We start from the raw sequence: 21,133 nt of genomic DNA on the forward strand, positions 1-21,133 counted from the left end.
ATATGACAAGCCGGACATTGACCCTTTGCGCATCTGCCATGCTCTTGATTCTGTCCGCCTGTGGCAGTGAGCCAAAAAGCGACAGCAAAACCACACGCTTGGACGCGATTGAGGTTCAATCCGGCAGCATTAGCGACGCGATGATTACGCTGGATCAGGTCGCATCCGACGGCACAGCGATTGATTCTACTGTTCCCGCCGATTCTACCAAAAAAGCCGAAACCAAAAACGACGAAGCAGCGCCCACCACCCCAAGCGACAGTAGCAATTTGGCAACCAACCCCGGCGATGTCGTGGTGACGCCCAACGGCCCTGACGCCAGCAATTAAGTCGCACCGCCAGCGGCCCCTCGCGCCGCTGCTCTAACGCCGCAATGCAAATAGGCGGGCCTCATCAGCCCGCCTGTTTTGACCATTATGACAGGACTGGGCCCGTGCGGCCTAGCGCAATCCCACAATCTTATGGGTTTGCAGCGACAAGCGCCAACGCGGGTCAGCCAAGGCCACATCCATACATTCCGCGATATTGCCCGCCTGATGCGCGTCATCGAGTGGCTGCAACAAATGATGGGTAAAATTGAGCCCCACCAAATAATCGCGGTCGCTGCCCGCCTGCGGCCAAACCAATTTCAGTTCATCGCCATGTGTTTGCACCAATTCGCTGCCCGCTTTTGGGCTGACGCAAATCCAATCAATCGCATCGATCACTGGCAAGGTGCCATTGGTTTCCATCGCAATGGTAAAGCCGCGTTCATGCAGCGCATCGGCCAAAGCCTGATCCACCTGCAACATCGGCTCGCCGCCGGTCAGGACAACATAGCGATGGTCGGGCTGATCGCCCCATATTTCCGCTATTTTGTCGGCCAACCCTTGGGCGTCATATTTGCCGCCCGCTGTGCCATCGGTCCCGACAAAATCTGTGTCACAAAATTGGCAAATGGCCTTGGCGCGGTCTTGCTCGCGCCCCGTCCACAAATTGCAGCCCGCAAAGCGGCAAAACACCGCGCGGCAACCGGATTGCGCGCCTTCCCCCTGCAACGTCAGGAAAATTTCTTTGACGCTATAGGTCATATACGCGGCTTTACGGCATAGACGGTGGGGTCTGGCAATCCAGCCTCCGCATAGCCTTTGCTGCGCAAATAGCAGCTATCGCATTCGCCGCAATGCTTGCCATCTGGCGTCGGGTCATAACAAGACCAGCTCATACCGGCATCCAAGCCCAAACGCGCTGCTTCCTTGGCGATATCGGCCTTGGACATATATTGCAGCGGCGCATGGATTTTGAATTCCACGCCCTTGTCCCCGTCCCGCGTAGCCAGCGCGGCCAATTTCTCAAAACCAGCGATAAAATCGGGGCGGCAGTCGGGATAGCCGCTATAATCCAGCGCGTTGACGCCGATGACAATATCTTTGGCTTGCCGCGCTTCGGCCAAACCCAGCGTCAGCGACAGGAAAATTAAATTGCGGGCGGGCACATAGGTCACGGGAACATCACCGCCAACATCGGCCTTGGGCACATCAATATCCGCCGTCAAAGCGGACCCACCAAAACGGCGCAAATCCAGCGGCAAAACAATATGTTCCGCCGCACCCACAGCTTTGGCGATACGCGCCGCCGATTCCAATTCCACACGGTGGCGTTGATTATAATCCACCGTCAGCGCCACAATCCGGCACCCAGCTTCGCGCGCCAATCCGGCACAGACCATCGAGTCGAGCCCGCCCGAAAGCAGCACGATCATATTTTTTCCGCTCAAATCCTTCATGCGCGGGGAAATAGGCCCGTTCAGGGCGCTGCGCAAGGGTGTGATGCTGCACTGCAAAACAGCATCGGCAAAAAAACGGGCCGTCGTCCCAGCAGGAACGACGGCCCAGTTTGGCAAGTTGCCATTGGAGAAGGACACAAAAAAATTCGTGCCTCACCCCAAGCCCTAGCCAAAGAGGGTTAACAAATGATTTGGATTGTCAGGAATATCGTCCGTTGACGCAATTTAGCGTGCACAGCTTCCCACTCGGCGCGCTTCATAACGATCATCGAACAAGCGGCCCTTGTGCACACCTTGCGTTTCAATCTGCGCCAAACGATTGGTTTCTCGCCTAACGGTCGTGCGGCCATATCCCGTGCCATCACAGCTATAATGGACAGTCAGCAGGCGGGGCGTATTTTCAATAATATATTGCGTACAGGCTTTGGGACCATGTTCCACCTGCACCAATTGCTGGGGATCCCCCAAACATATACGCCGATCAGCTTGGGCAGCGCCTCGGCCGACCAAGGTCCAACGACCCTTTTCCAATTGGCTGGGAACCAGCAAGGTCGGCGATTTCGCCAAGGCTGCAACATTCCCGACCGCCATCATGGCCACCATAGCCAACGCCAATCCAGCCATGCCAAAAATTTGAAGACGGCGACTTTCCATCATGCCCATTCCCTCGCTTTTACAACAAAGCGCGGCCCATATTTCCTATTACATCATTATCAATATCAGGCAGGACCGACAGAGTGTGTAAACTCCTTTGGCCCTGCCCCTATCGATTATCATGAAAACAGCGATCAAATCCAGTTTGATCCCATCGACGCACCTTAATGACGCGTAACGATTTCGCTCAATTCAATCGGCAAAATCTTGGAACAAAAAGCACAATCCACGCGAATCATGCCATCCTCTTCGGCCATATCCAGCCGTTCGCTTTCGGGGAATTGCGCAAGAACCGACTTATAATGTTCCACGCTGCAACGGCATCCCCGCGTCACCGCATCACCCGCATTCACGCGCACTTCGTCTTCATGGAACAAGCGCCAAGCCAGGGTCTGCAAAGACACCGACCCATCGGTCAATTCCTCGTCCTTGATCGTCGAACCAATGGCGCTGACATGCTCCCATTCCGGTCGATCGCGGCGCGTTTCCAAACGTTCACGGCCCACTTCGCCTTCGGGCAGATATTGCAGCATCACGCCGCCCGCAATGCAGCCATCTTCGTCGCTGTGCCCAGCCGCCAAGCGGATCAAGCTGGGGATTTGCTCCGACTGTTCGAAATAATGTTCCGCAGCCGACGCAATGGACGCGCCTTCCATGGGGACAATGCCCTGATAGCGTTCCTTGGTCGCTTGCTGGTCGAACGTAATCGCCAGAAAGCCTTCGCCGAACAATTCTTGCAACGTGGCATCCATCGCCAGACCTGCGATACGCTCGGCATCAAATTTCAAATAGCCACGCAATTCGCCGCCACGATAATCGCAGACCAGCAATTCGATGGGACCGCCACCATTTTGGGCCTGCAACGTCATCTGCCCGCTCTCATCCTTCAGCGTCGATCCCAACAACACCGTCAGGACCAAAGCTTCGGACAGCAATTTTTCCGCAACCGGCGGATAATTATGCGCGGAAATAATTTCATTCAGCACAGGGCCCAACCGCACAAAGCGCCCGCGCACATCGCGTTTGCTGATGGTGAACACCAACGGCTGGTCGAAACAAATATCTTGGTTGTCAGTCACAATTTACCCAAAGCCCAAAGAAGCACAGATTTCTGTGCGTGCAAACGGTTCTCGGCTTCATCCCAAATGCGCGATTGCGGACCATCAATGACCGATGCCGTCACTTCTTCCTCGCGGTGGGCGGGCAAGCAGTGCAGGAAAATCGCGTCATCTTTGGCCGCTGCCATCACCGCATCATTCACCTGAAATGGCATCATAGCGGCAATTTTTTCATCGGCATGGGCTTGGCCCATCGAAACCCACGTATCGGTTATGATCACGTCCGCACCCTTTGCGGCTGCCATGGCGTCGCGCATGATGTCGATGCGCGCACCGCGTTCGCGGGCCTGTGCCACAAATGCTGGGTCGGGATCATATCCTTCGGGAGATGCGATCGCGACGTTAAATTTCAAGAGGCCAGCCGCTTCGATGATCGAAGACGTCACATTATTGCCGTCCCCCAAATAGGCGATTTGCAAACCCGGCAAGGCCTTGCCGCTTTCCAAAATGGTCAGCAAATCGGCCAATATTTGGCAGGGGTGCGATTGGTCGGTCAGGCCGTTAATCACCGGCACGCTGGCATTGGCGGCCAAGGCCTCAATCTTGGCATGATCGTCGGTGCGGATCATGATCGCGTCCACAAAACGCGACAAAACCTGCGCCGTATCCTCGATGGTTTCGCCGCGCCCCAATTGCATTTGGTCGGACGTCATCATCATCGGCTGCCCGCCCAATTGGCGAATGGCCATTTCAAAGCTGGTGCGCGTGCGCGTGCTGTTCTTTTCAAAGATCATCGCCAGCACATGACCCGCCAAGGGTGCGTCCGCATCCGCCAGCCCCTTGGGCAAGCCTTTGCGCGCAGCTTTCCGGTCCATCGCATCATTCAGCATCGCGGCCAGCACATTGCCGCCTGCATCCGATAAATTCAGAAAATGATTCATCATGCCTCCGGCAGCTGATAGCTCGCCGCCCCTTCCGACAATTTCTGGATAAATTCATCCACATGGGCTTGTTCAATGTTCAGCGGTGGCAAAATGCGAATGACATTGTCGCCCGCCCCCACCGTCAACAATCCATGATTGTCACGCAAATGCGCAACAAAATCACGTGGATCCGACTTGATCTTCAGACCCAACATCAAGCCCAAGCCGCGCACGCTTTCAAACAAATGATCATGATTGGGGATCAATTGTTCCAGCGCCCCGCGCAAGCGGTCCGAAATGCTGTTCACATGGTCCAGAAACCCGTCTTCCAAAATGACATCCAGCACGGCCTGACCCGCCGCCATCGCCAGAGGGTTGCCGCCATAGGTGCTGCCATGGGTGCCAAACACCATGCCGCGCGCGGCCTTTTCGGTGGCAAGGCAAGCCCCCATGGGGAAACCGCCGCCGATGCCCTTGGCCGACGCCATGATGTCCGGCGTGATGCCATAATGTTCATAGGCATAGAATTTGCCCGTACGCCCAACGCCGCATTGCACTTCGTCAAAAGTCAGCATCAAGTCGCGCTTGTCGCAAATATCCCGCAGTGCCTGCAAGAAAGGTTGCGATGCCGGACGAAGCCCCCCCTCGCCCTGCACAGGCTCGATCAAGAAGCCAGCAGTGCTGTCATTCACCAAATCCAATGTCGCGTTCAAATCGTCGAACGGCGCATAGGCAAAACCGGGCAGCAAAGGTTCAAAACCCTTGCGCAGCTTTTCCTGATTGGTCGCCGAAATGGTGCCCAATGTCCGGCCATGAAATGCGTTGTTAAAGGTAATGATGGTGTTTTTATGGTTATTGCCCACGCTGCTATGATAAGCGCGCGCGGTTTTGATGGCGCATTCCACCGCTTCGGCGCCGCTGTTCGTAAAAAATACGGTGTCGGCAAAGCTGTTATCCACCAAACGCTGGGCAAAGGCCTCACCCTGCGGGCTGCCATATAGGTTGGACACATGCATCAAAGTGGCGGCTTGTTCTTGAATCGCCTTGGTCAGATGCGGGTGACCATGGCCCAATGCATTGACCGCAATACCGCTGGCAAAGTCCAAATATCGCTCGCCGCGCTCGCCGATCAGATAGGCTCCCTCACCGCGCACCGGACGAACATCATTCCGGGGGTAAACGGGCATCAGCGGCGAAATCGACATGGCCAAAGCACCTTTCAAAATGCAAAAATAAAAAAGCGGCCCGGTATTCTGGGCCGCCTGAGATGGGTTGTCATATCATTGGCCCGTAAAAAAGCCAACAAAAGCTTGATGCTGCCCCATCAAATTTTGCGCGCAAACGCTCGATTCAGATGGATGGTGGCGGCGCTTATGCCATTCGCCGCCACGCCATAATGCGTCACGTGTTCGCCCAGATCAGGGCAGTTCAAGGCAGGTCAGCCCAATTCATCCCACGCCGCTTTGGCAATCGCGACCGACGTCTTGCGGGCCTGATGGTCGAACATCGAACTGGTCAAAATCACTTCATCCACCCCGGTTCGCTGAACAAAGCCATGTAATCCCTTACGAATATCATCCTGATCGCCAATCGCCGAACATTGCAGCACATGCCCCAATGTCGCCCGCGCGGTCAGTGGCAGGCTTTCCAAATAGCCAGCAACCGGTGGCGGCAATCGCCCAGGATTACCGGTCCGCAGCGCAACAAAGGCTTGCTGCTGCGACGTCGCCAGAAACTTCGCCTCATCCTTGGTCGGCGCGGCAAAAACATTAAAAGCCGCAGCAGCATAAGGTTCGGCCAAATGCTCTGATGGCTCAAATTGACGGCGATAGAGAGACAAAGCCTCGTCCAACGCATCCGGCGCAAAATGGCTGGCAAAGGCATAGGGCAAACCCAGCATCGCGGCCAATTGCGCGCCAAACAGGCTCGACCCCAAAATCCACAAGGGCACATGGCTGCCTTCACCCGGTACAGCGCGAATGGACAAACGCTCGTCCCCCGCCAAAAAGGCCTGAAGCTCGATCACATCTTGGGGGAATTGACGCTCATCACTGTTTAAATTGCGGCGCAGCGCTTGTGCCACCCGCTGGTCCGACCCCGGCGCACGCCCCAAGCCCAAATCGACACGCCCCGGAAACAGAGCCTCTAGCGTACCAAATTGTTCGGCTATCACCAAGGGCGCATGATTGGGCAACATAATGCCCCCTGCGCCGATGCGAATGGTTGACGTCGCATGGCCAACATGGGCCAAAACCACCGCCGTCGCGGCGCTGGCAATGCCTTCCATGCCATGATGCTCTGCCACCCAATATCGGTGATAGCCCAATTGTTCGACATGCTGCGCCAAATCGGCAGCATGGGCCAAAGATTGTGCCACGCTGCCGCCTTGGGTCACGGGGACAAGATCAAGAAAGGATAATTTGGTCATAGCCCGAATATGTGCACCTGCTGCGATCACCGCAAGCCTGCAACCCGACGATCCCTTCTTTGGCGGGGCCATGCGAAACTATGCACGCCAGCGTTGACCATGGCGTTTCGGCCCGTCATGACAAAGGCCAAAGCAGAAAAGCGATCAGCAATATGATCCCTATCTAGGAGAGAATCCGCCATGCAGCATCGCCGTTTGGGCAAAAGCGCCGTCTATGTCTCGGATATTTGTATGGGCACCATGACCTTTGGCAGTCAGACCGACGAAGCAGAGGCCCACCGCATCTTGGACCATTGCTATGATCATGGCATCAACTTCTATGACACCGCCGAAGGATATCCCGTCCCGCCCGACACAAAATATGTCGGCCGGACAGAGGAAATCGTCGGTCGCTGGCTGAAAACCAAGCCCCGCGATGCCATTATTTTGGCCACCAAAGTGTCGGGGCCCAGCCATGCTTGGTTTCGCAGCCCTTGCCGCAATGGCATGACCGCGCTGGATCGGCACAATATCATGACCGCCATCGACGGCAGCCTGCGCCGCCTGCAAGTGGATTATATCGACCTATATCAAACCCATTGGCCCGACCATGACGCTCCTTATGAAGAAGTGATGGAGGTGCTGGACGATCTGGTCCGCATAGGCAAAGTGCGGGTGCTGGGCTGTTCCAACGAAAGCAGTTGGGGACTGATGAAATCACTGGCGGTGTCCGACAAAATCAGCGGCGCACGCTATCAAACCATCCAGAATAATTTCAGCCTGAACAACCGCCGCTTTGCCGATGAACTGGCGCAGGTGTGCCGCCAAGAAGGCGTCAGCCTGATCCCTTATTCCCCGCTGGGCGGCGGTGTTTTATCCGGCAAATATCAAGGCGGTGCCTTCCCCGACGGCGCGCGTTTCTCGAACTACCGCCAACTGGGCGAACGCCAGCGTCAAATGATTGGGCGCTTTGTCAACGACCGCAGCTTGGCCGCGACAGCCCGCTATCTGGAATTGGCCGAGCAAGCCGGTATGCACCCCGTCACCTTGGCCACCGCATGGTCGAAACAGCATGATTTTGTGGCGTCCACCATCGTCGGCGTCACCAGCCTAGACCAAGTCGCCCCCATCCTCGCCGCCGCTGATCTAAGCTTGGACGACAGCCTGATGAAGGCCCTGCGTCAGGTCGACCGCGACATCCCCTATCCCATGGGTTAAAAATGGATCAGGCGCTGCGACCATGCCGCAGCGCCAGCCCTGTTCATCGCCAGCGTTACAGCGCCGCCGCCATCATCGCCAACATTCGGCCCCATGCTTTTTCCGCCTGCACTTCGTCATAGGCAAAGCCATCGGGCGGGCACCAACCATGGTTGGCGGGGTAAACCTCTACCTCATGCCATTGCGGACGCGGCTTCAAAGCGTCGTTCAACCGGACCTTTTCTTGCGGTTCCTTGGCGTCATCATCTTGCGCAATGGCGAATAAATAGGCGGCCTTGGTGCCACCGATCAACAGATGCGGACTGTCGGCCTTGTCCGTTCCCACGCCGCCGCCATGGAAGCTGGCCACCGCGCCAACGCGGTCAGGCAAAGCGGCGGCGCTGTAAATCGCCATTGCCCCGCCCATGCAATATCCCGTCACCGCCATTTTGCGGCTGCTATCGACGGCGTCTTGCCCATCCAAAAAGGCGATAAAGTCGCGTGTATCCGCATCAATCAACGGACGGGTCAAGGCATGCATCCAACCGAACAGCCGTTCGCGCACCGTCGCGTCCGAAAAAGCCTCACCCTCCACCATCGCGGGTCCGGCTTGCCACCGATAAAAGGGGTTCACGCACAGCACGGCATAGCCTTCTGCGGCCAATCGGTCCGCCATTGCCGTAAAAGTGGGGCGCAGCCCGCGAATATCGGGCCAAATCAGCACGGCGGGATGCTTGCCGCTGCTCGGCGCGGTGAAATAAGCATCAACACTGCCCGCCGACGTTGTTATGGTCACATCGCGGCGGCTCAACGCATCCATCGCCGCCGCCGATGCGGGCCACAAGCTGGCCGCAAAAGCCGCCGCGGCCACGGTGCCAGTTCCAAGCACCGCAAATTCGCGCCGTCCCATGGTTTCGCCCTGCCCCTTGCCGTGGACTGTATCTGCATCACACATCGCCTATCCCCTCACCATGGCCGCCGGCCAAAATTCAATATATCAGTAATTTTGCGCGCTATTTCGGCGCTATAGCCCCATGATTTTACGCACATCATCATAGTCATGCGCAACATGCTGCACGCCAACCGCTTGCAATGTTTCGCCATGCGCAGCGGCGTCCAAAATATGCCCGCCGCCGCAAAAGCCGATCACCGTCATACCCGCCGCGACCGCTGCACGGGCCCCTATCGGACTATCCTCCAGCGCCAGACATGATACAGGGTCCACGCCCAGCCCCTCTGCCGCCGCCAGATAAATGTCGGGATAGGGTTTCCCCCGTGCCCATCCATCGGCGCTATAGATATGCGGACCAAAATGGGTAGCCAGCCCAAATCCATCCAAGGACCGCTGGATATAATCGGGCTGGCTGGACGACGCGATGGCGCGCGGCACGGCGACCAATTGCGCCAGAAAATCCGCCACCCCTGCCACCGCGCAAAAACCATCCGCGAATTTCAGCTTGGCTCGTTCGCGGTGCTGCTGCCGAAAATCATCCGGCAAGGGCGCGCCCAATTGCTGAACAATCCGGCGCTCCGTTTCTTGCCAATTATGGCCACAATAGCGGCGCAAACTATCTTCATAGCTGGTCGGCAGGCCAATCGCCGTCAGGCTTTCGGCCAAACATTCATTGGCCCGAACCTCGCTATCCGCGACCACACCGTCAAAATCGAATATCACGGCTTGAAAGGTCATGACCGGTCCGTCACTCCACGGTCACCGATTTCGCCAAATTGCGCGGCTGGTCGACATCGGTGCCTTTGGCAACCGCGACATGATAGGCCAGCAATTGCACCGGCACGGCATAGACCAAAGGCGCGATCAGCGGATGAACCTTGGGCATTTCAATGGTCGCCATGCAGCCATCGCCCGCTTCGGCCAAACCAGCGGCATCGGAAATCAGCACGACTTTTCCGCCGCGTGCCATTACCTCTTGCATATTGCTGACGGTTTTTTCGAACAACGGCCCCGATGGCGCCAGAACGATGACAGGCACGGCTTCGTCGATCAAGGCAATCGGGCCATGCTTCATTTCACCCGATGCATAGCCTTCGGCGTGTATATAGCTGATTTCTTTTAACTTTAACGCCCCTTCCAGCGCCAAAGGATAATCCGCCCCGCGCCCCAAATAGAGCACATCACGGGCCGGCGCGATCAACGGAGCGATCTGGGCAATCGCGTCATCAAAGGCCAAGGCCGCATTCAGCGCGGCGGGCGTCTCCACCAATTGCCGAACAATATCCCGCTCTTCTTCGGCGCTTAACCGGCCCTTGGCGATCGCCAAATGCGCGGCCAGCGCCGCCAGCACCGCCAATTGACAGGTAAAGGCTTTGGTCGATGCCACGCCAATCTCGGGCCCTGCATGGGTTGGCAACAGCAAATCTGCTTCACGTGCCATGCTGCTGGTCGGAACATTCACCACCACCGCGATGGTCTGTCCATTGGCTTTGCAATGGCGCAGCGCCGCCAGCGTATCCGCCGTCTCGCCCGATTGCGAAATGAACAGCGCCAATCCACCCGGTTGCAACACAGGGTCGCGATAGCGAAACTCCGACGCCACATCGATATCGACTGGCACACGGGCGAATTGCTCAATCCAATATTTGGCGACCATGCCCGCGTAAAAACTGGTGCCGCAGGCCACAATGGTGATGCGATCAATGGCGGACAGATTAAAATCCATCTGCGGCAGCGCGACACTTTGCTCCAACGGCCGGATATAGGATGACAAGGTTTGCGCCACCACGGTCGGCTGTTCAAAAATCTCTTTTTGCATGAAGTGGCGATAAGGCCCCTTCTCTACCGCTGCTGCGGTTACGCCCGACGCCACAATATCACGCGACATTTGCTGATTGTCGGCGTCAAAAATCTGGGCCCCATCCCGCGTGATGACCACCCAGTCGCCTTCTTCCAAATAGCTGATTTTCTGGGTGAGCGGTGCCAACGCCAGCGCGTCCGACCCCAAATAGGTTTCGCCGTCGCCATAACCCACCACCAAGGGCGAACCCAAGCGCGCGCCGATCAGCAAATCGGGATGCTGGCGAAACGCAATGGCCAGCGCAAAGGCCCCGCGCAACTGCGGCAACACCGCTTTGACCGCGTCACGGGGCGATGCCCCCGCCTCAATCTGTTCCGACAATAAATGCGCCACAACTTCGGTGTCGGTTTCGCTTTCAAACACACGACCCCGCGCCGTCAGGGCCTCGCGCAAAGGCTTGAAATTTTCGATGATACCATTGTGCACCAAGGCCACTTCGCCCGTGGCATGGGGGTGGGCATTGCTGGTTGTCGGCGCGCCGTGCGTGGCCCAGCGGGTATGGGCAATGCCCACGGTGCCCGCTGCGGGATTGCTGGCCAATTCCGTCACCAAATTGTTCAGCTTGCCTTCGGCGCGGCGGCGGACCAACTGCCCGCCTTCGATGGTGCAGATGCCCGCGCTGTCATATCCGCGATATTCCATGCGGCGCAGACCGTCCACCAAGCGGTCTGCCACCTGATCCTTGCCAATAATCCCGATAATTCCGCACATAAAACGCGCTTTCGTCTCTCTGATGGACTTTCGTCTCTATGATGGAAAAGAGCGCCCACCCACGCCCGATATGCCTTGATGACCCAATATTAAACTGACCTCAAGTCGCATAGCTTTGCGAAATGGCCAACTTCGCCAATGGCCCGCAACAGTGGATCCGCCTTCATGGCTTTTCCACCCCGCACATGATGGTTACTTCGCGGCTTTTTCGGCCTTTTTACGGCGCATGGCATCATGAAAACGGTCCGCCCAACCAGGTTTGACCAATTGTTCGCCGCGCACCAGACGCAAATCTCCGTCCGCTACATCGCGGGTCACCGCGCTGCCCGCCGCAACAATCGCATCACAGCCAATTTTCACCGGCGCGACCAGCGAACTGTTGGACCCAATAAAGGCCCGTTCGCCAATCACCGTCTGATATTTGAAATAGCCATCATAATTGCAGGTGATCGTTCCCGCGCCAATATTGGCTGCTGCACCCACAACCGCATCGCCCAAATAGGTCAAATGATTGGCCTTGGCCCCCTTGCCCAAATGCGCCTTTTTGGTTTCGACAAAATTACCAATCTTGGCCTTTTCCTCCAAAATGGTTCCGGTCCGCAGGCGCGCAAATGGCCCGACTTCACATCCCGTGTCGATCCGCGCCCCTTCAATATGGCAATTGGCGCGAATGCGAACATGGTCGCCCACTTGCACCCCCACGCCAAAAAACACATTGGGTTCAATCACCACATCGCGGCCAATTTCGGTATCATGGGCAAACCACACGGTTTCCGGCGCAATTAAGGTCGCGCCATCCGCCATCGCCTTGGCACGGCGGCGCTGTTGCCATGCCCCCTCCATCACCGCCAATTCGGCGCGGCTGTTGATGCCCGCCACGTCAAAGGGATCGGTCGTCACCACCACACAATGCCGTCCATCAGCATTGGCGATATTCACAATATCGACCAGATAATATTCCCCAGCCGCATTATCATTGCCAACACGGGCCAACAGGTTGAACAAATCCGCCGCCTTGGCCGCCATCAACCCGCTGTTACACAAACGCACGGCGCGCTCTGCTTCGCTGGCATCCTTATGTTCGACCATTTTCGTCACACGGTCGCCATCCGCAATCACACGGCCATATTGCAGCGCGTCATCGGGTTCAAAGGCCAGCACCACCACCGCGGGTGCATCATCGCCGTGCAAACGGTCGATCATCCGCCGCATCGTTTCCGCCGGAACAAAAGGCACATCGCCATATAGGATCAGCACGTCCCCCGAAAAATCTACCAAAGCCTGTTGGGCTTGCTGCACCGCATGGCCCGTACCCAATTGCGGTTCCTGCACCGCCAAGTCGGCGCTGCCCGCCAAGGCGGCCGCCAATTGTTCGGCCTTGTCGCCGACAATCACCACTTTGCGCGCAGGCGCCAGTTCGTCCACGCTGGCCATCAAATGACCCAGCATCGGCAGACCCGCAATCGGGTGCAGCACCTTGTGCAGGTCAGATTTCATACGCGTGCCCTTGCCCGCTGCCAAAATGACAGCAGCCAAAGGCGGGATGGACGAAGCGTTCAGGGTGTCAGTCATATATGCTGCCATGCCAGCAAAATATTGCGCTTTCCAGACCAAGCGGCCATTCCGGCAAAATGAACCTCAATTTTCGCTCCGCCCCGCGCCTCAACGACCGCCCTATCGACCTGATCGGCTTTGATCTGGATGGCACATTGGTCGACAGCAGCCGCGACATTGCCGCCGCCCTGAATCATATGTTGGGCAGTATTGGCCGTGCGCCCCTGCCGTTGGATGTCGTTCATGCCATGACCGGCGGCGGCGCGCGGCATTTAATCCTGACAGCTTGCGAGGCGACGGGCGGATTGGACGGGCTGGACATGGACGCCTTGCTCGACGTGCAGCTGCGCTATTATGCCGACCATGCCGCCGAACATAGCCGCTTGTTCGACGGCGTCGTCGCGGCGCTCGACGCTTTGGATGCCATGGGCGTCACATGCGCGGTGGCGACCAACAAACATGAACATTTGGCCCGTTTGCTGCTGGACCAATTGGGCATTGGTGACCGCATGGCCTTTGTGATTGGCGGCGACACATTGGGCCCTGGCCGCGCCAAACCCCATCCGGATATGCTGCTGGCGATGATGGATGATTGTGGCACGAAAAATGCCGCCTTTGTGGGCGACACGGCCTATGATGTGGGCGCCGCCGCCGCCGCTGGCATCCCCAGCATTTTTGTGGATTTCAGCGCGCAGCCCATCACCCCCTGCCCCCTAGGCGCGGATTTTCGCATTCATCATTTTGACGAACTGGTTCCGCTGCTGACCGCCAACAGCATGGCGGAATTTGCGGCGTTTTAATTCGCCGCTTCTTCCCCATCATGATGGGATGCCGCAACCAGCAATTTGGCCAATATCGCCATCAAGCTTGCGCGTTCGTCGCGGGTTAAGCTGCCCTCGATACGCGCTTCGGCCGCCAAAGCGATGGGAACGATTTCATGATATAGCGCCACACCTGCCGCGCTCAGCATGACATGATGGGACCGACCATCAACAGCATGGGCTTGCCGCTGAACCAATTTCCGCTCATCCAGCACTTTGACTGCACGGTTAACGGTCACCTTGTCCAGCCGCGTAATTTCCACCAATTGCCGCTGGGTCAACGCCTGACCCTCACCCAGCACCGCCATTAATCGCCATTCCGGAATGCGAAGGCCAAAACGCTGCTGATATTCCTCGGCAATACGACCCGACACCGCACCCGATGTCGTCGCCAATTTAAACGGCAGAAAATTTTCCAAATTCAACCGAATGTCGCTCATCGCGCCCAGCACCAATATATTGTCATCTCATCCTCCCACTGGCCCCAACATAGTGTTGCGGCCATCCCCATAGTGGCGGCTAACCCACGATGCGCAGGCCAACCCATAATGTGCGCGGCGTAGCCCGCTCTATGATGCCTGTCGATGAAATTGCCGCTGGCACCAATTCATCGAACATATTCTCGCCCCGCACCTCGACCGTCAAACGAGTGCCTAAGCGCCAATGCAATCCGGCATCCAAGGTCCATGCATCGCCCAATTGCAATTGGCCGATATCATCTTCCTGTTGCTTGCCGATATAACGCAAAGTTGTAAAACCACCCAGTGGCCCTGCGCTTTGGCTTTGCAAAGAAAAGCTTGCGCTGTGCCGCGCAATTTGGGCGGGATCTTTGCCATTCAGCGCCGCCGACGTGCCGCTGGCGCGAACTTCGGCATCCGTCAAAGCATAGCTAATGGCCGCCCGCATGATGCCAAAATCATAGGCCCCCGCCAATTCCACGCCCTTGCTGACAATAGCATTCAGATTTTCACGGCGGCTATATGTGGCCCCTGCAGCGACAAAACCGATACCGGGAAAATTCCCCGGTCCCGTACCCAAGGTGACATTGGCAATTGCCCCACTTAAACGATTAGAAAAGGCTGTAATTGACAGGCTGGCGCCATTTTTGGCCCATTCCACACCGACATCACCGCCCCACAATCGTTCCGGCGTCAGATTTTCATTGGCAGCAGTGGCATCGGGCCCCACGCGAAATGGGCGATACAGTTCGTTCAAGGTCGGCAAACGCCACCCGCGATAGGCCGCACCGCGCAAAGCCAGCGCACCGTCTTGCCAGCGCAGGCCCGCACGGCCGCTGCCTTCCCATCCGCTGCGCGCCGCGAAGGTCGCGTCGCTAATATTGGTCCCGCCAATATTATCCTCTTTGCGATATCCGCTGCCCAGCCACCAACGATCCACCCGCCCGCTCAGCGTCCATGACAAGCCATCGCCATCAGCCGCATCGCTAATTTCCGCAAAGGCCCCGATCACATCACTGCTGCCACCCGCCACGCGCTGGCGGCCCGCCACAGGCGGTGTAGCGGCGTTAAAGAAATAGCCTTCATCGGTGCGGCCAATAGTGCGCCGCCAATCCGCGCCCAAACGCAGCGGGTGTGCGCCGCCAATTAACGGGCGCAGTTCGGCCCGCAAACCAAGGCCGGTTGCGGGCACATGCTGTGCCAAGGCGGGGCCGACCGTGCCCCGCCCCGCCCCGACGCTGGCAAAGCCGCTGTCCATATCGCGCCATTGCACAAAGGCCAGCGCGGTCCATTGCGCCGCATCGGGGGCATCGCTCACCCAGCGCAGGCTGGCATCGGTCCCCGAAATCTTGCTTTCGCTATAATCCACGCCGCGATCGCGGGAATCGCGAAAGCCGCGCAGGCTGGCCTCGATGCGGCTGTGCGCGCCCGTATCAAAGCGCATCCGCACACCCAAACCACCCTGAATATATGGGGCCGCTCGGTCCACAGCCCCCCGCTGGCCCGCTATGGTCGGAACAAAGCCATCGCCTCGGCTATAACGGCCATCCACCGTCACCGCGCCGCTGCCCAATTTCGTGCCCATGCTGGCGGCCATGTCCCAGCTATTGCGGCTGCCATAAGCCAGGCTGGCGTCAAAACCGTCGGTCATCACAGATTGCATGGCAATGGTGCCCGCCAAGGCCCCCGCGCCATCAGCCCCGCTGCCACCACCGCGCGTCACGGCAATGCCGCCCAAGCGCACCGCGTCATAAGCGCTCCATGCGATCCAACCCCCAAAGGGGTCGGCCTGCGGCACACCGTCCAGCATCACCAAGGCCCGTGCACTGGCATTGCCGCCCAAACCGCGCAGGGTCATGCCTTGACTGGTGGGGTGCGCAGATCGGCTGTCAGAACGGCGAAATTGCACCAGTCCGGCGGCATCACGCAGGCGGTTTTCAACCCGCTCACCCAAGCCTTGGTCGATCAACAATATCTGCTGCGCTTGCACTTTATCGGATGCAGGCGGAGCCAAATTTCCGCCGCCCGTGACAATGATGCTGATGGGGTCAAATATGCCATCCTCGTCGATTTCTGCCGCGCTGGCTGCGGATGCGGCCCCAAGCATGACCGGCAAAATCAAGCTGGCCAGCAAGCCATAGGCCGCCATGCGCGATGCTTTTGTCCCTGCGCTAATCATTATAGCGACTTTACGGCGTCGGGATGCGCTTGTTGAAAGGCGGGCAAAGCCATGCAAGCTTCTTCAATTTCCAGCAATCGCGAAAAATCATCCAGCACCACGCCATAGCGGCGCGCATTATAGATTTGGGGTATCAAGCAACAATCCGCAATATTGGGCGCATCGCCCCCCAAAAATCGGCCATCCCCCGCCATGGCGTCCAAGGCGTCAAAGCCTTGCACGATCCAATGGGCAATCCAGCGATCCTTTACCTGATCGTTCAGCCCCAAATCATGGCCCAAATATTTCAGCACCCGCATATTGTTCAGCGGGTGAATATCGCACGCCACCACATTCGCTTGTGCCAGCGCCACGGCGCGCGGCATCGGCGCATCAGGGATCAGCGAGACATCGGGAAAGCGGCGATCCAACCAATCCATAATCGCCATGGATTGAATGATCACATCATCATCGGCCACCAGCATCGGCACAAAGCCTTGGGCGTTCATCGCCAAATAAGCATCGCTTTTCTGATCCCCCGCGATCAGGCTGATCTCCACCCGTTCGAAGGGAAGCTGTTTCAAATTCAGCGCAATCCGCACACGATAGCTGGCGGACGAACGAAAATAATCGTGCAGGACGAGTTTGGGCATCATGTCGGTCATAGCCGACTGTTGCGCCGTTTTTGACGCGGCGCAACCCCTGCTGCGGGGTACGCCGCGTCGGACCCGTCGACAAGGTCGACAAGGACGAGCGTGTTAATCCGTCTCGCCCAAAATCCATTTCACGCCCGCATCCACATGAATGCGCGCCGTGTCGTAAATGGGCAATATATTGGCCTTGGCATCCACCAACATCACCAATTCGGTGCAGCCCAAGACAATTGCATCAATATCTTGCTTCGCAATGTCGGTGATAAAGGTTTTCATCGTGCGGCGGCTGTCCTCCGTCACCTTCATCTGCATCAGTTCATCATAGATAATGGCATCAATCGCTTCCGCCCGCTTTTCATCATAGGGGGCCAATGTCATGCCATGGCTCACCAACCGCTGGCGGAACCATGCCTCGGTCATCACATTGCGGGTACCAATCACCGCTGCCGACTTAATGCCATCGGCGCGCATTTTAGCCCCCGTTTCGTCGACGATATGAATCAACGGAATGGAAATGGCCGCCGCGACATCCGCCGCCACCTTGTGCATGCTGTTGGCGGCAATCATTAACGCTGTCGCGCCTGCGGCTTCCAACCTTTGGGCCGATGCAATCAAAACATCACGCGCATGGTCCCATTGGGCATCGCTCGTCAGACGCGACAATTCGCAGTAATTCAGACTTTCCATGATAATCGGCGCGGAACAACTGCTGTTGATCCGGCTTTGCACACCTTGGTTCAAATAACGATAATATAGCTCGGTCGACGCCCAACTGACGCCGCCTATCAAACCCAGCTTACGCATATATCTGGTCCGCCCCTTCATATTTTCGGCGGTCATAATCGCCGCGCCTTTTGCCATGCCGCGCGATGCGCATTTCATGTCGGATATGTGTTCATTTGGTTCTTAACGGCTTGCCGCACCTTGTCACAAGAAAAATGGCGCGAAATGGTTCCATCCCACTTCGCGCCATTTTCAAAAACTTGGCTAGATCAGCCCCATCTCAGCAGGTCATCAATGACCGCCGCCGTGCGTTTAGTGGCCTCCGCCGTTCAGGGCCTTGACGATATCGTCCGCCATTTTCTTGGCGTCGCCCAGCAACATCATGGTCTGGTCCATATAGAATACGTCATTGTCGACACCAGCATAGCCGACGCCGCCCATTGAACGCTTGACGAACAAGACGGTCTTGGCCTTTTCCACGTCCAAAACGGGCATGCCGTAAATGGGCGAAGATTTGTCGGTTTTGGCCGATGGGTTGGTCACGTCATTTGCACCGATAACAAAAGCAACGTCGCACTGGGCGAATTCATTGTTAATGTCTTCCAGTTCAAACACTTCGTCATATGGCACATTGGCTTCGGCCAACAATACGTTCATATGCCCAGGCATACGGCCCGCCACAGGGTGGATGGCATATTTGACGTTCACGCCTTCTTTCTTCAGCAGGTCCGCCATTTCGCGCAGGGCGTGCTGGGCTTGCGCCACAGCCATACCATAGCCTGGAACGATGATGACATTTTCCGCTTGGCTCATCAAGAAAGCGGCGTCATCGGCGCTGCCCGGTTTCCAAGGACGCTGTTCCTTGCTGCCACCGCCAGCGGCACCCGCATCGTCCGCGCCAAAGCCGCCAGCAATCACGCTAATGAAGCTGCGGTTCATCGCCTTACACATGATATAAGACAGGATGGCACCCGATGCACCCACCAGCGCACCCGTGATGATCATCGCCGTATTGCCCAGCGTAAAGCCCATGGCGGCTGCGGCCCAGCCCGAATAGCTGTTCAGCATCGACACAACTACCGGCATATCCGCGCCGCCAATCGGGATGATCAGCAAGAAACCGATCACGAACGACAGGCCGGTAACAGTCCAGAACACCCAAGGCGATTGGTCCATGGTGAAATAGGCCACCAAGCCCAAAATACCGGCCAGCGTGCCCAAGTTGATCAGATGACGCAGCGGCAGCATGATCGGCGCACCCGACATATTGCCGTTCAATTTCAAGAAAGCGATCACCGAGCCGGAGAAGGTAATCGCACCAATGGCGATACCCAGACCCATTTCGACGCGGCTGACCGTGAAAATCTGACCCGACGCATCGGCAATGCCAAAGGCAATCGGATTCAAATAGGCCGCCGCCGCCACGGCAACCGCTGCCAAGCCGACAAGGCTGTGAAAGGCCGCAACCAATTGCGGCATCGCCGTCATGGCAATTTTGCGCGCCATAACCACACCGATCACCGCGCCAATGGCAATGGCACCCAGCACCTCGATAGGATTGGCTAATTCATGCGTAACCAGCGTGGTGACCACCGCAATGGCCATACCGGCCATGCCATAGCGATTGCCCCGACGCGAAGACGCTGGGCTGGACAAGCCGCGCAGCGCCAGAATGAAGAGAACCCCAGAAACAAGGTAGGCCAAGGCCTCCCACGGGTTCACAGCAGCAACTTCGTGCATAATAATTCCCCCAATCCGGCTGCATCAACCGGATAGTCCATTTTCATCTGCGCCTTAGCGCTGCTTCTTCTTGTACATCGCCAACATGCGTTCCGTGACGGCAAAGCCACCGAAGATGTTGATGCTGGCCATCACGACGGCAGCAAGCCCCAACCATTTCGAGGCAGCCGATCCGCTGGCGGCGCTGGCAATCAGCGCGCCCACGATAATGACCGACGAAATGGCGTTGGTGACGCTCATCAAGGGCGTGTGCAAAGCCGGTGTCACCGACCAAACCACGAAATAGCCCACAAAACAGGCCAAGATGAAAATCGAAAAAATGGCGATAAAGTCCATGGCAAGCTCCCCTGCGTTGCTCTGGCTGGTTAACCCAGCAAACGTTCGTTCACGACCTTGCCGCCCTGCGTCAGACGCACGGCATTGCCGATTTCTTCGTCCAACACCGGCTTATTCTGTTCCTTGTCCCAAAAGGCAGACAGGAAATTGAACAAGTTGCGGCTGAACAAGGCGCTGCTATCCGCTGGCAGGCTGGCCGCAATATTGCGGGCACCAATAACGGTTACACCATGAATTTGGCGTGTTTCCCCGGAAACAGAACCCTCGACGTTGCCGCCGCTTTCTGCTGCCATATCAACGATCACACTGCCCGCGCGCATCGATGCCAATTGGGCATCCGAGATCAGACGTGGGGCCGGACGGCCCGGAATAAGGGCTGTCGTGATCACAATATCTTGCTTGGCAATATGCGACGATACCAGCTCCGCCTGCGCGGCCTTATATTCATCGGACATTTCGGTGGCGTAACCACCGGCACCTTCGCCTTCGATACCCGCCACATTTTCCACGAAAATTGGCTTGGCACCCAAAGACAAAATCTGTTCCTTGGTGGCCGAGCGTACGTCCGTTGCGCTCACTTGTGCGCCCATGCGGCGAGCGGTCGCAATGGCTTGCAACCCAGCAACACCCACGCCCATAATGAAGGCTTTGGCAGCCGTCACGGTGCCAGCAGCGGTCATCATCATCGGAAAAGCGCGGCCATAAGCATTGGATGCCATCAACACCGCCTTATAGCCGGACAGGTTCGCTTGGCTGGACAAAATATCCATGGACTGTGCGCGGGTGATACGCGGCATAAATTCCATGGCCAGTGCTTCCAGCCCCATCGCGGCATAAGCGTCGACACGTTCGCGTTCGCCAAAGGGATTCAGGCCAGCCGCCAGCCATGCACCAGGTGCAAAGCCGCTGATGCTGTCTGGTGCGGGGCCTTGAACCGCCAATATGATGTTTGCACCATTAAGAACTTCGGCGCGCGAACCGACGCTCGCGCCGGCCGCCGCATAAGCCGCATCATCAACAGACGCCGCCACACCTGCCCCACTTTCCACCGCAACCTTCGCGCCCAACGCGATAAATTTCTTCACGGTTTCCGGAGTCGCAGCAACACGGGTCTCGCCAGCGGCGAGTTCCTTTACAACTGAAATCTGCATGGATTTTATCC

21 protein-coding genes are annotated in these 21,133 nt (G+C 57.3%); 3 read left to right on the top strand and 18 right to left on the bottom strand.

The window, feature by feature from the left end:
- The first annotated feature begins 2 nt into the window (after positions 1 to 2).
- A complete protein-coding gene (locus LKO31_RS07375; RefSeq protein WP_227689654.1) occupies positions 3 to 329 on the top strand; it encodes a hypothetical protein in 327 nt (108 codons plus the stop codon).
- Positions 330 to 440: 111 nt separating this feature from the next.
- Here the strand turns inward: LKO31_RS07375 and queE are convergent, their stop codons facing one another.
- From queE to LKO31_RS07410, 7 genes are all read right to left on the bottom strand, one after another.
- Positions 441 to 1,070 (bottom strand): 7-carboxy-7-deazaguanine synthase, encoded by a 630-nt coding sequence (queE, locus tag LKO31_RS07380; RefSeq protein ID WP_227689655.1) that lies wholly within the window; start codon positions 1,068 to 1,070, stop codon positions 441 to 443.
- The gene (queC, locus tag LKO31_RS07385; RefSeq protein WP_227689733.1) at positions 1,067 to 1,765 is read right to left on the bottom strand and encodes a 7-cyano-7-deazaguanine synthase QueC; all 699 of its coding nucleotides are present in this window, start codon (positions 1,763 to 1,765) and stop codon (positions 1,067 to 1,069) included. Before queC ends, queE begins: the two co-directional genes overlap by 4 nt.
- Before the next feature lie 225 nt (positions 1,766 to 1,990).
- Positions 1,991 to 2,422, bottom strand: a complete 432-nt coding sequence (locus tag LKO31_RS07390; RefSeq protein ID WP_227689656.1) for a hypothetical protein — start codon at positions 2,420 to 2,422, stop codon at positions 1,991 to 1,993.
- A gap of 161 nt (positions 2,423 to 2,583) precedes the next feature.
- A complete protein-coding gene (gene hslO / locus LKO31_RS07395) occupies positions 2,584 to 3,498 on the bottom strand; it encodes an Hsp33 family molecular chaperone HslO (RefSeq protein ID WP_227689657.1) in 915 nt (304 codons plus the stop codon).
- The gene (argF, locus tag LKO31_RS07400) at positions 3,495 to 4,421 is read right to left on the bottom strand and encodes an ornithine carbamoyltransferase (RefSeq protein ID WP_227689658.1); all 927 of its coding nucleotides are present in this window, start codon (positions 4,419 to 4,421) and stop codon (positions 3,495 to 3,497) included. Before argF ends, hslO begins: the two co-directional genes overlap by 4 nt.
- Positions 4,418 to 5,605: an aspartate aminotransferase family protein gene (locus tag LKO31_RS07405; protein WP_227689659.1), complete on the bottom strand. Its 1,188-nt coding sequence runs from the start codon at positions 5,603 to 5,605 to the stop codon at positions 4,418 to 4,420. Before LKO31_RS07405 ends, argF begins: the two co-directional genes overlap by 4 nt.
- Positions 5,606 to 5,838: 233 nt before the next feature.
- Positions 5,839 to 6,828, bottom strand: a complete 990-nt coding sequence (locus LKO31_RS07410; RefSeq protein WP_227689660.1) for an LLM class flavin-dependent oxidoreductase — start codon at positions 6,826 to 6,828, stop codon at positions 5,839 to 5,841.
- Between the two features lie 180 nt (positions 6,829 to 7,008).
- On the opposite strand from LKO31_RS07410, the gene LKO31_RS07415 reads away from it, so the two are divergent.
- Complete coding sequence (locus LKO31_RS07415; RefSeq protein WP_227689661.1) at positions 7,009 to 8,025, top strand: aldo/keto reductase; 1,017 nt, start codon at positions 7,009 to 7,011, stop codon at positions 8,023 to 8,025.
- A 55-nt stretch (positions 8,026 to 8,080) separates the two neighbouring features.
- On the opposite strand, the gene LKO31_RS07420 is transcribed toward LKO31_RS07415, so the two are convergent.
- From LKO31_RS07420 to glmU, 4 genes are all read right to left on the bottom strand, one after another.
- The gene (locus LKO31_RS07420) at positions 8,081 to 8,959 is read right to left on the bottom strand and encodes a dienelactone hydrolase family protein (protein ID WP_227689662.1); all 879 of its coding nucleotides are present in this window, start codon (positions 8,957 to 8,959) and stop codon (positions 8,081 to 8,083) included.
- A gap of 69 nt (positions 8,960 to 9,028) precedes the next feature.
- Complete coding sequence (locus LKO31_RS07425) at positions 9,029 to 9,694, bottom strand: HAD family hydrolase (RefSeq protein WP_227689663.1); 666 nt, start codon at positions 9,692 to 9,694, stop codon at positions 9,029 to 9,031.
- A gap of 10 nt (positions 9,695 to 9,704) precedes the next feature.
- Positions 9,705 to 11,528, bottom strand: a complete 1,824-nt coding sequence (gene glmS / locus LKO31_RS07430; protein ID WP_227689664.1) for a glutamine--fructose-6-phosphate transaminase (isomerizing) — start codon at positions 11,526 to 11,528, stop codon at positions 9,705 to 9,707.
- A gap of 192 nt (positions 11,529 to 11,720) precedes the next feature.
- A complete protein-coding gene (gene glmU / locus LKO31_RS07435) occupies positions 11,721 to 13,100 on the bottom strand; it encodes a bifunctional UDP-N-acetylglucosamine diphosphorylase/glucosamine-1-phosphate N-acetyltransferase GlmU (protein ID WP_227689665.1) in 1,380 nt (459 codons plus the stop codon).
- A gap of 59 nt (positions 13,101 to 13,159) precedes the next feature.
- On the opposite strand from glmU, the gene LKO31_RS07440 reads away from it, so the two are divergent.
- Positions 13,160 to 13,882, top strand: coding sequence for an HAD family hydrolase (locus LKO31_RS07440; protein WP_227689666.1), 723 nt, complete (start codon positions 13,160 to 13,162; stop codon positions 13,880 to 13,882).
- Here the strand turns inward: LKO31_RS07440 and LKO31_RS07445 are convergent.
- The 7 genes from LKO31_RS07445 to LKO31_RS07475 all read right to left on the bottom strand — a co-directional run bounded on the left by LKO31_RS07445 (position 13,879) and on the right by LKO31_RS07475 (position 21,122).
- Entirely contained in the window at positions 13,879 to 14,343 is a 465-nt protein-coding gene (locus LKO31_RS07445; protein WP_227689667.1) for a MarR family winged helix-turn-helix transcriptional regulator, read from the bottom strand. The two genes, LKO31_RS07440 and LKO31_RS07445, sit on opposite strands and share 4 nt — an antisense overlap.
- A gap of 79 nt (positions 14,344 to 14,422) precedes the next feature.
- Entirely contained in the window at positions 14,423 to 16,540 is a 2,118-nt protein-coding gene (locus tag LKO31_RS07450) for a TonB-dependent receptor (protein WP_227689668.1), read from the bottom strand.
- A complete protein-coding gene (maiA, locus tag LKO31_RS07455) occupies positions 16,540 to 17,184 on the bottom strand; it encodes a maleylacetoacetate isomerase (RefSeq protein ID WP_227689669.1) in 645 nt (214 codons plus the stop codon). The genes LKO31_RS07450 and maiA overlap by 1 nt, the downstream gene beginning before the upstream one ends.
- A gap of 93 nt (positions 17,185 to 17,277) precedes the next feature.
- A complete protein-coding gene (locus tag LKO31_RS07460; protein ID WP_227689734.1) occupies positions 17,278 to 17,976 on the bottom strand; it encodes an aspartate/glutamate racemase family protein in 699 nt (232 codons plus the stop codon).
- Positions 17,977 to 18,207: 231 nt separating this feature from the next.
- Positions 18,208 to 19,635, bottom strand: a complete 1,428-nt coding sequence (locus LKO31_RS07465; protein ID WP_227689670.1) for an NAD(P)(+) transhydrogenase (Re/Si-specific) subunit beta — start codon at positions 19,633 to 19,635, stop codon at positions 18,208 to 18,210.
- Positions 19,636 to 19,689: 54 nt separating this feature from the next.
- On the bottom strand, positions 19,690 to 19,971 hold the full coding sequence (locus LKO31_RS07470; RefSeq protein ID WP_227689671.1) for a proton-translocating transhydrogenase family protein: 282 nt from the start codon (positions 19,969 to 19,971) through the stop codon (positions 19,690 to 19,692).
- A gap of 29 nt (positions 19,972 to 20,000) precedes the next feature.
- Complete coding sequence (locus tag LKO31_RS07475) at positions 20,001 to 21,122, bottom strand: NAD(P) transhydrogenase subunit alpha (protein WP_227689672.1); 1,122 nt, start codon at positions 21,120 to 21,122, stop codon at positions 20,001 to 20,003.
- Positions 21,123 to 21,133 lie beyond the last annotated feature (11 nt).

The sequence above is a fragment of the Sphingopyxis yananensis genome (genome assembly GCF_020687785.1).
Lineage (GTDB): Bacteria > Pseudomonadota > Alphaproteobacteria > Sphingomonadales > Sphingomonadaceae > Sphingopyxis > Sphingopyxis yananensis.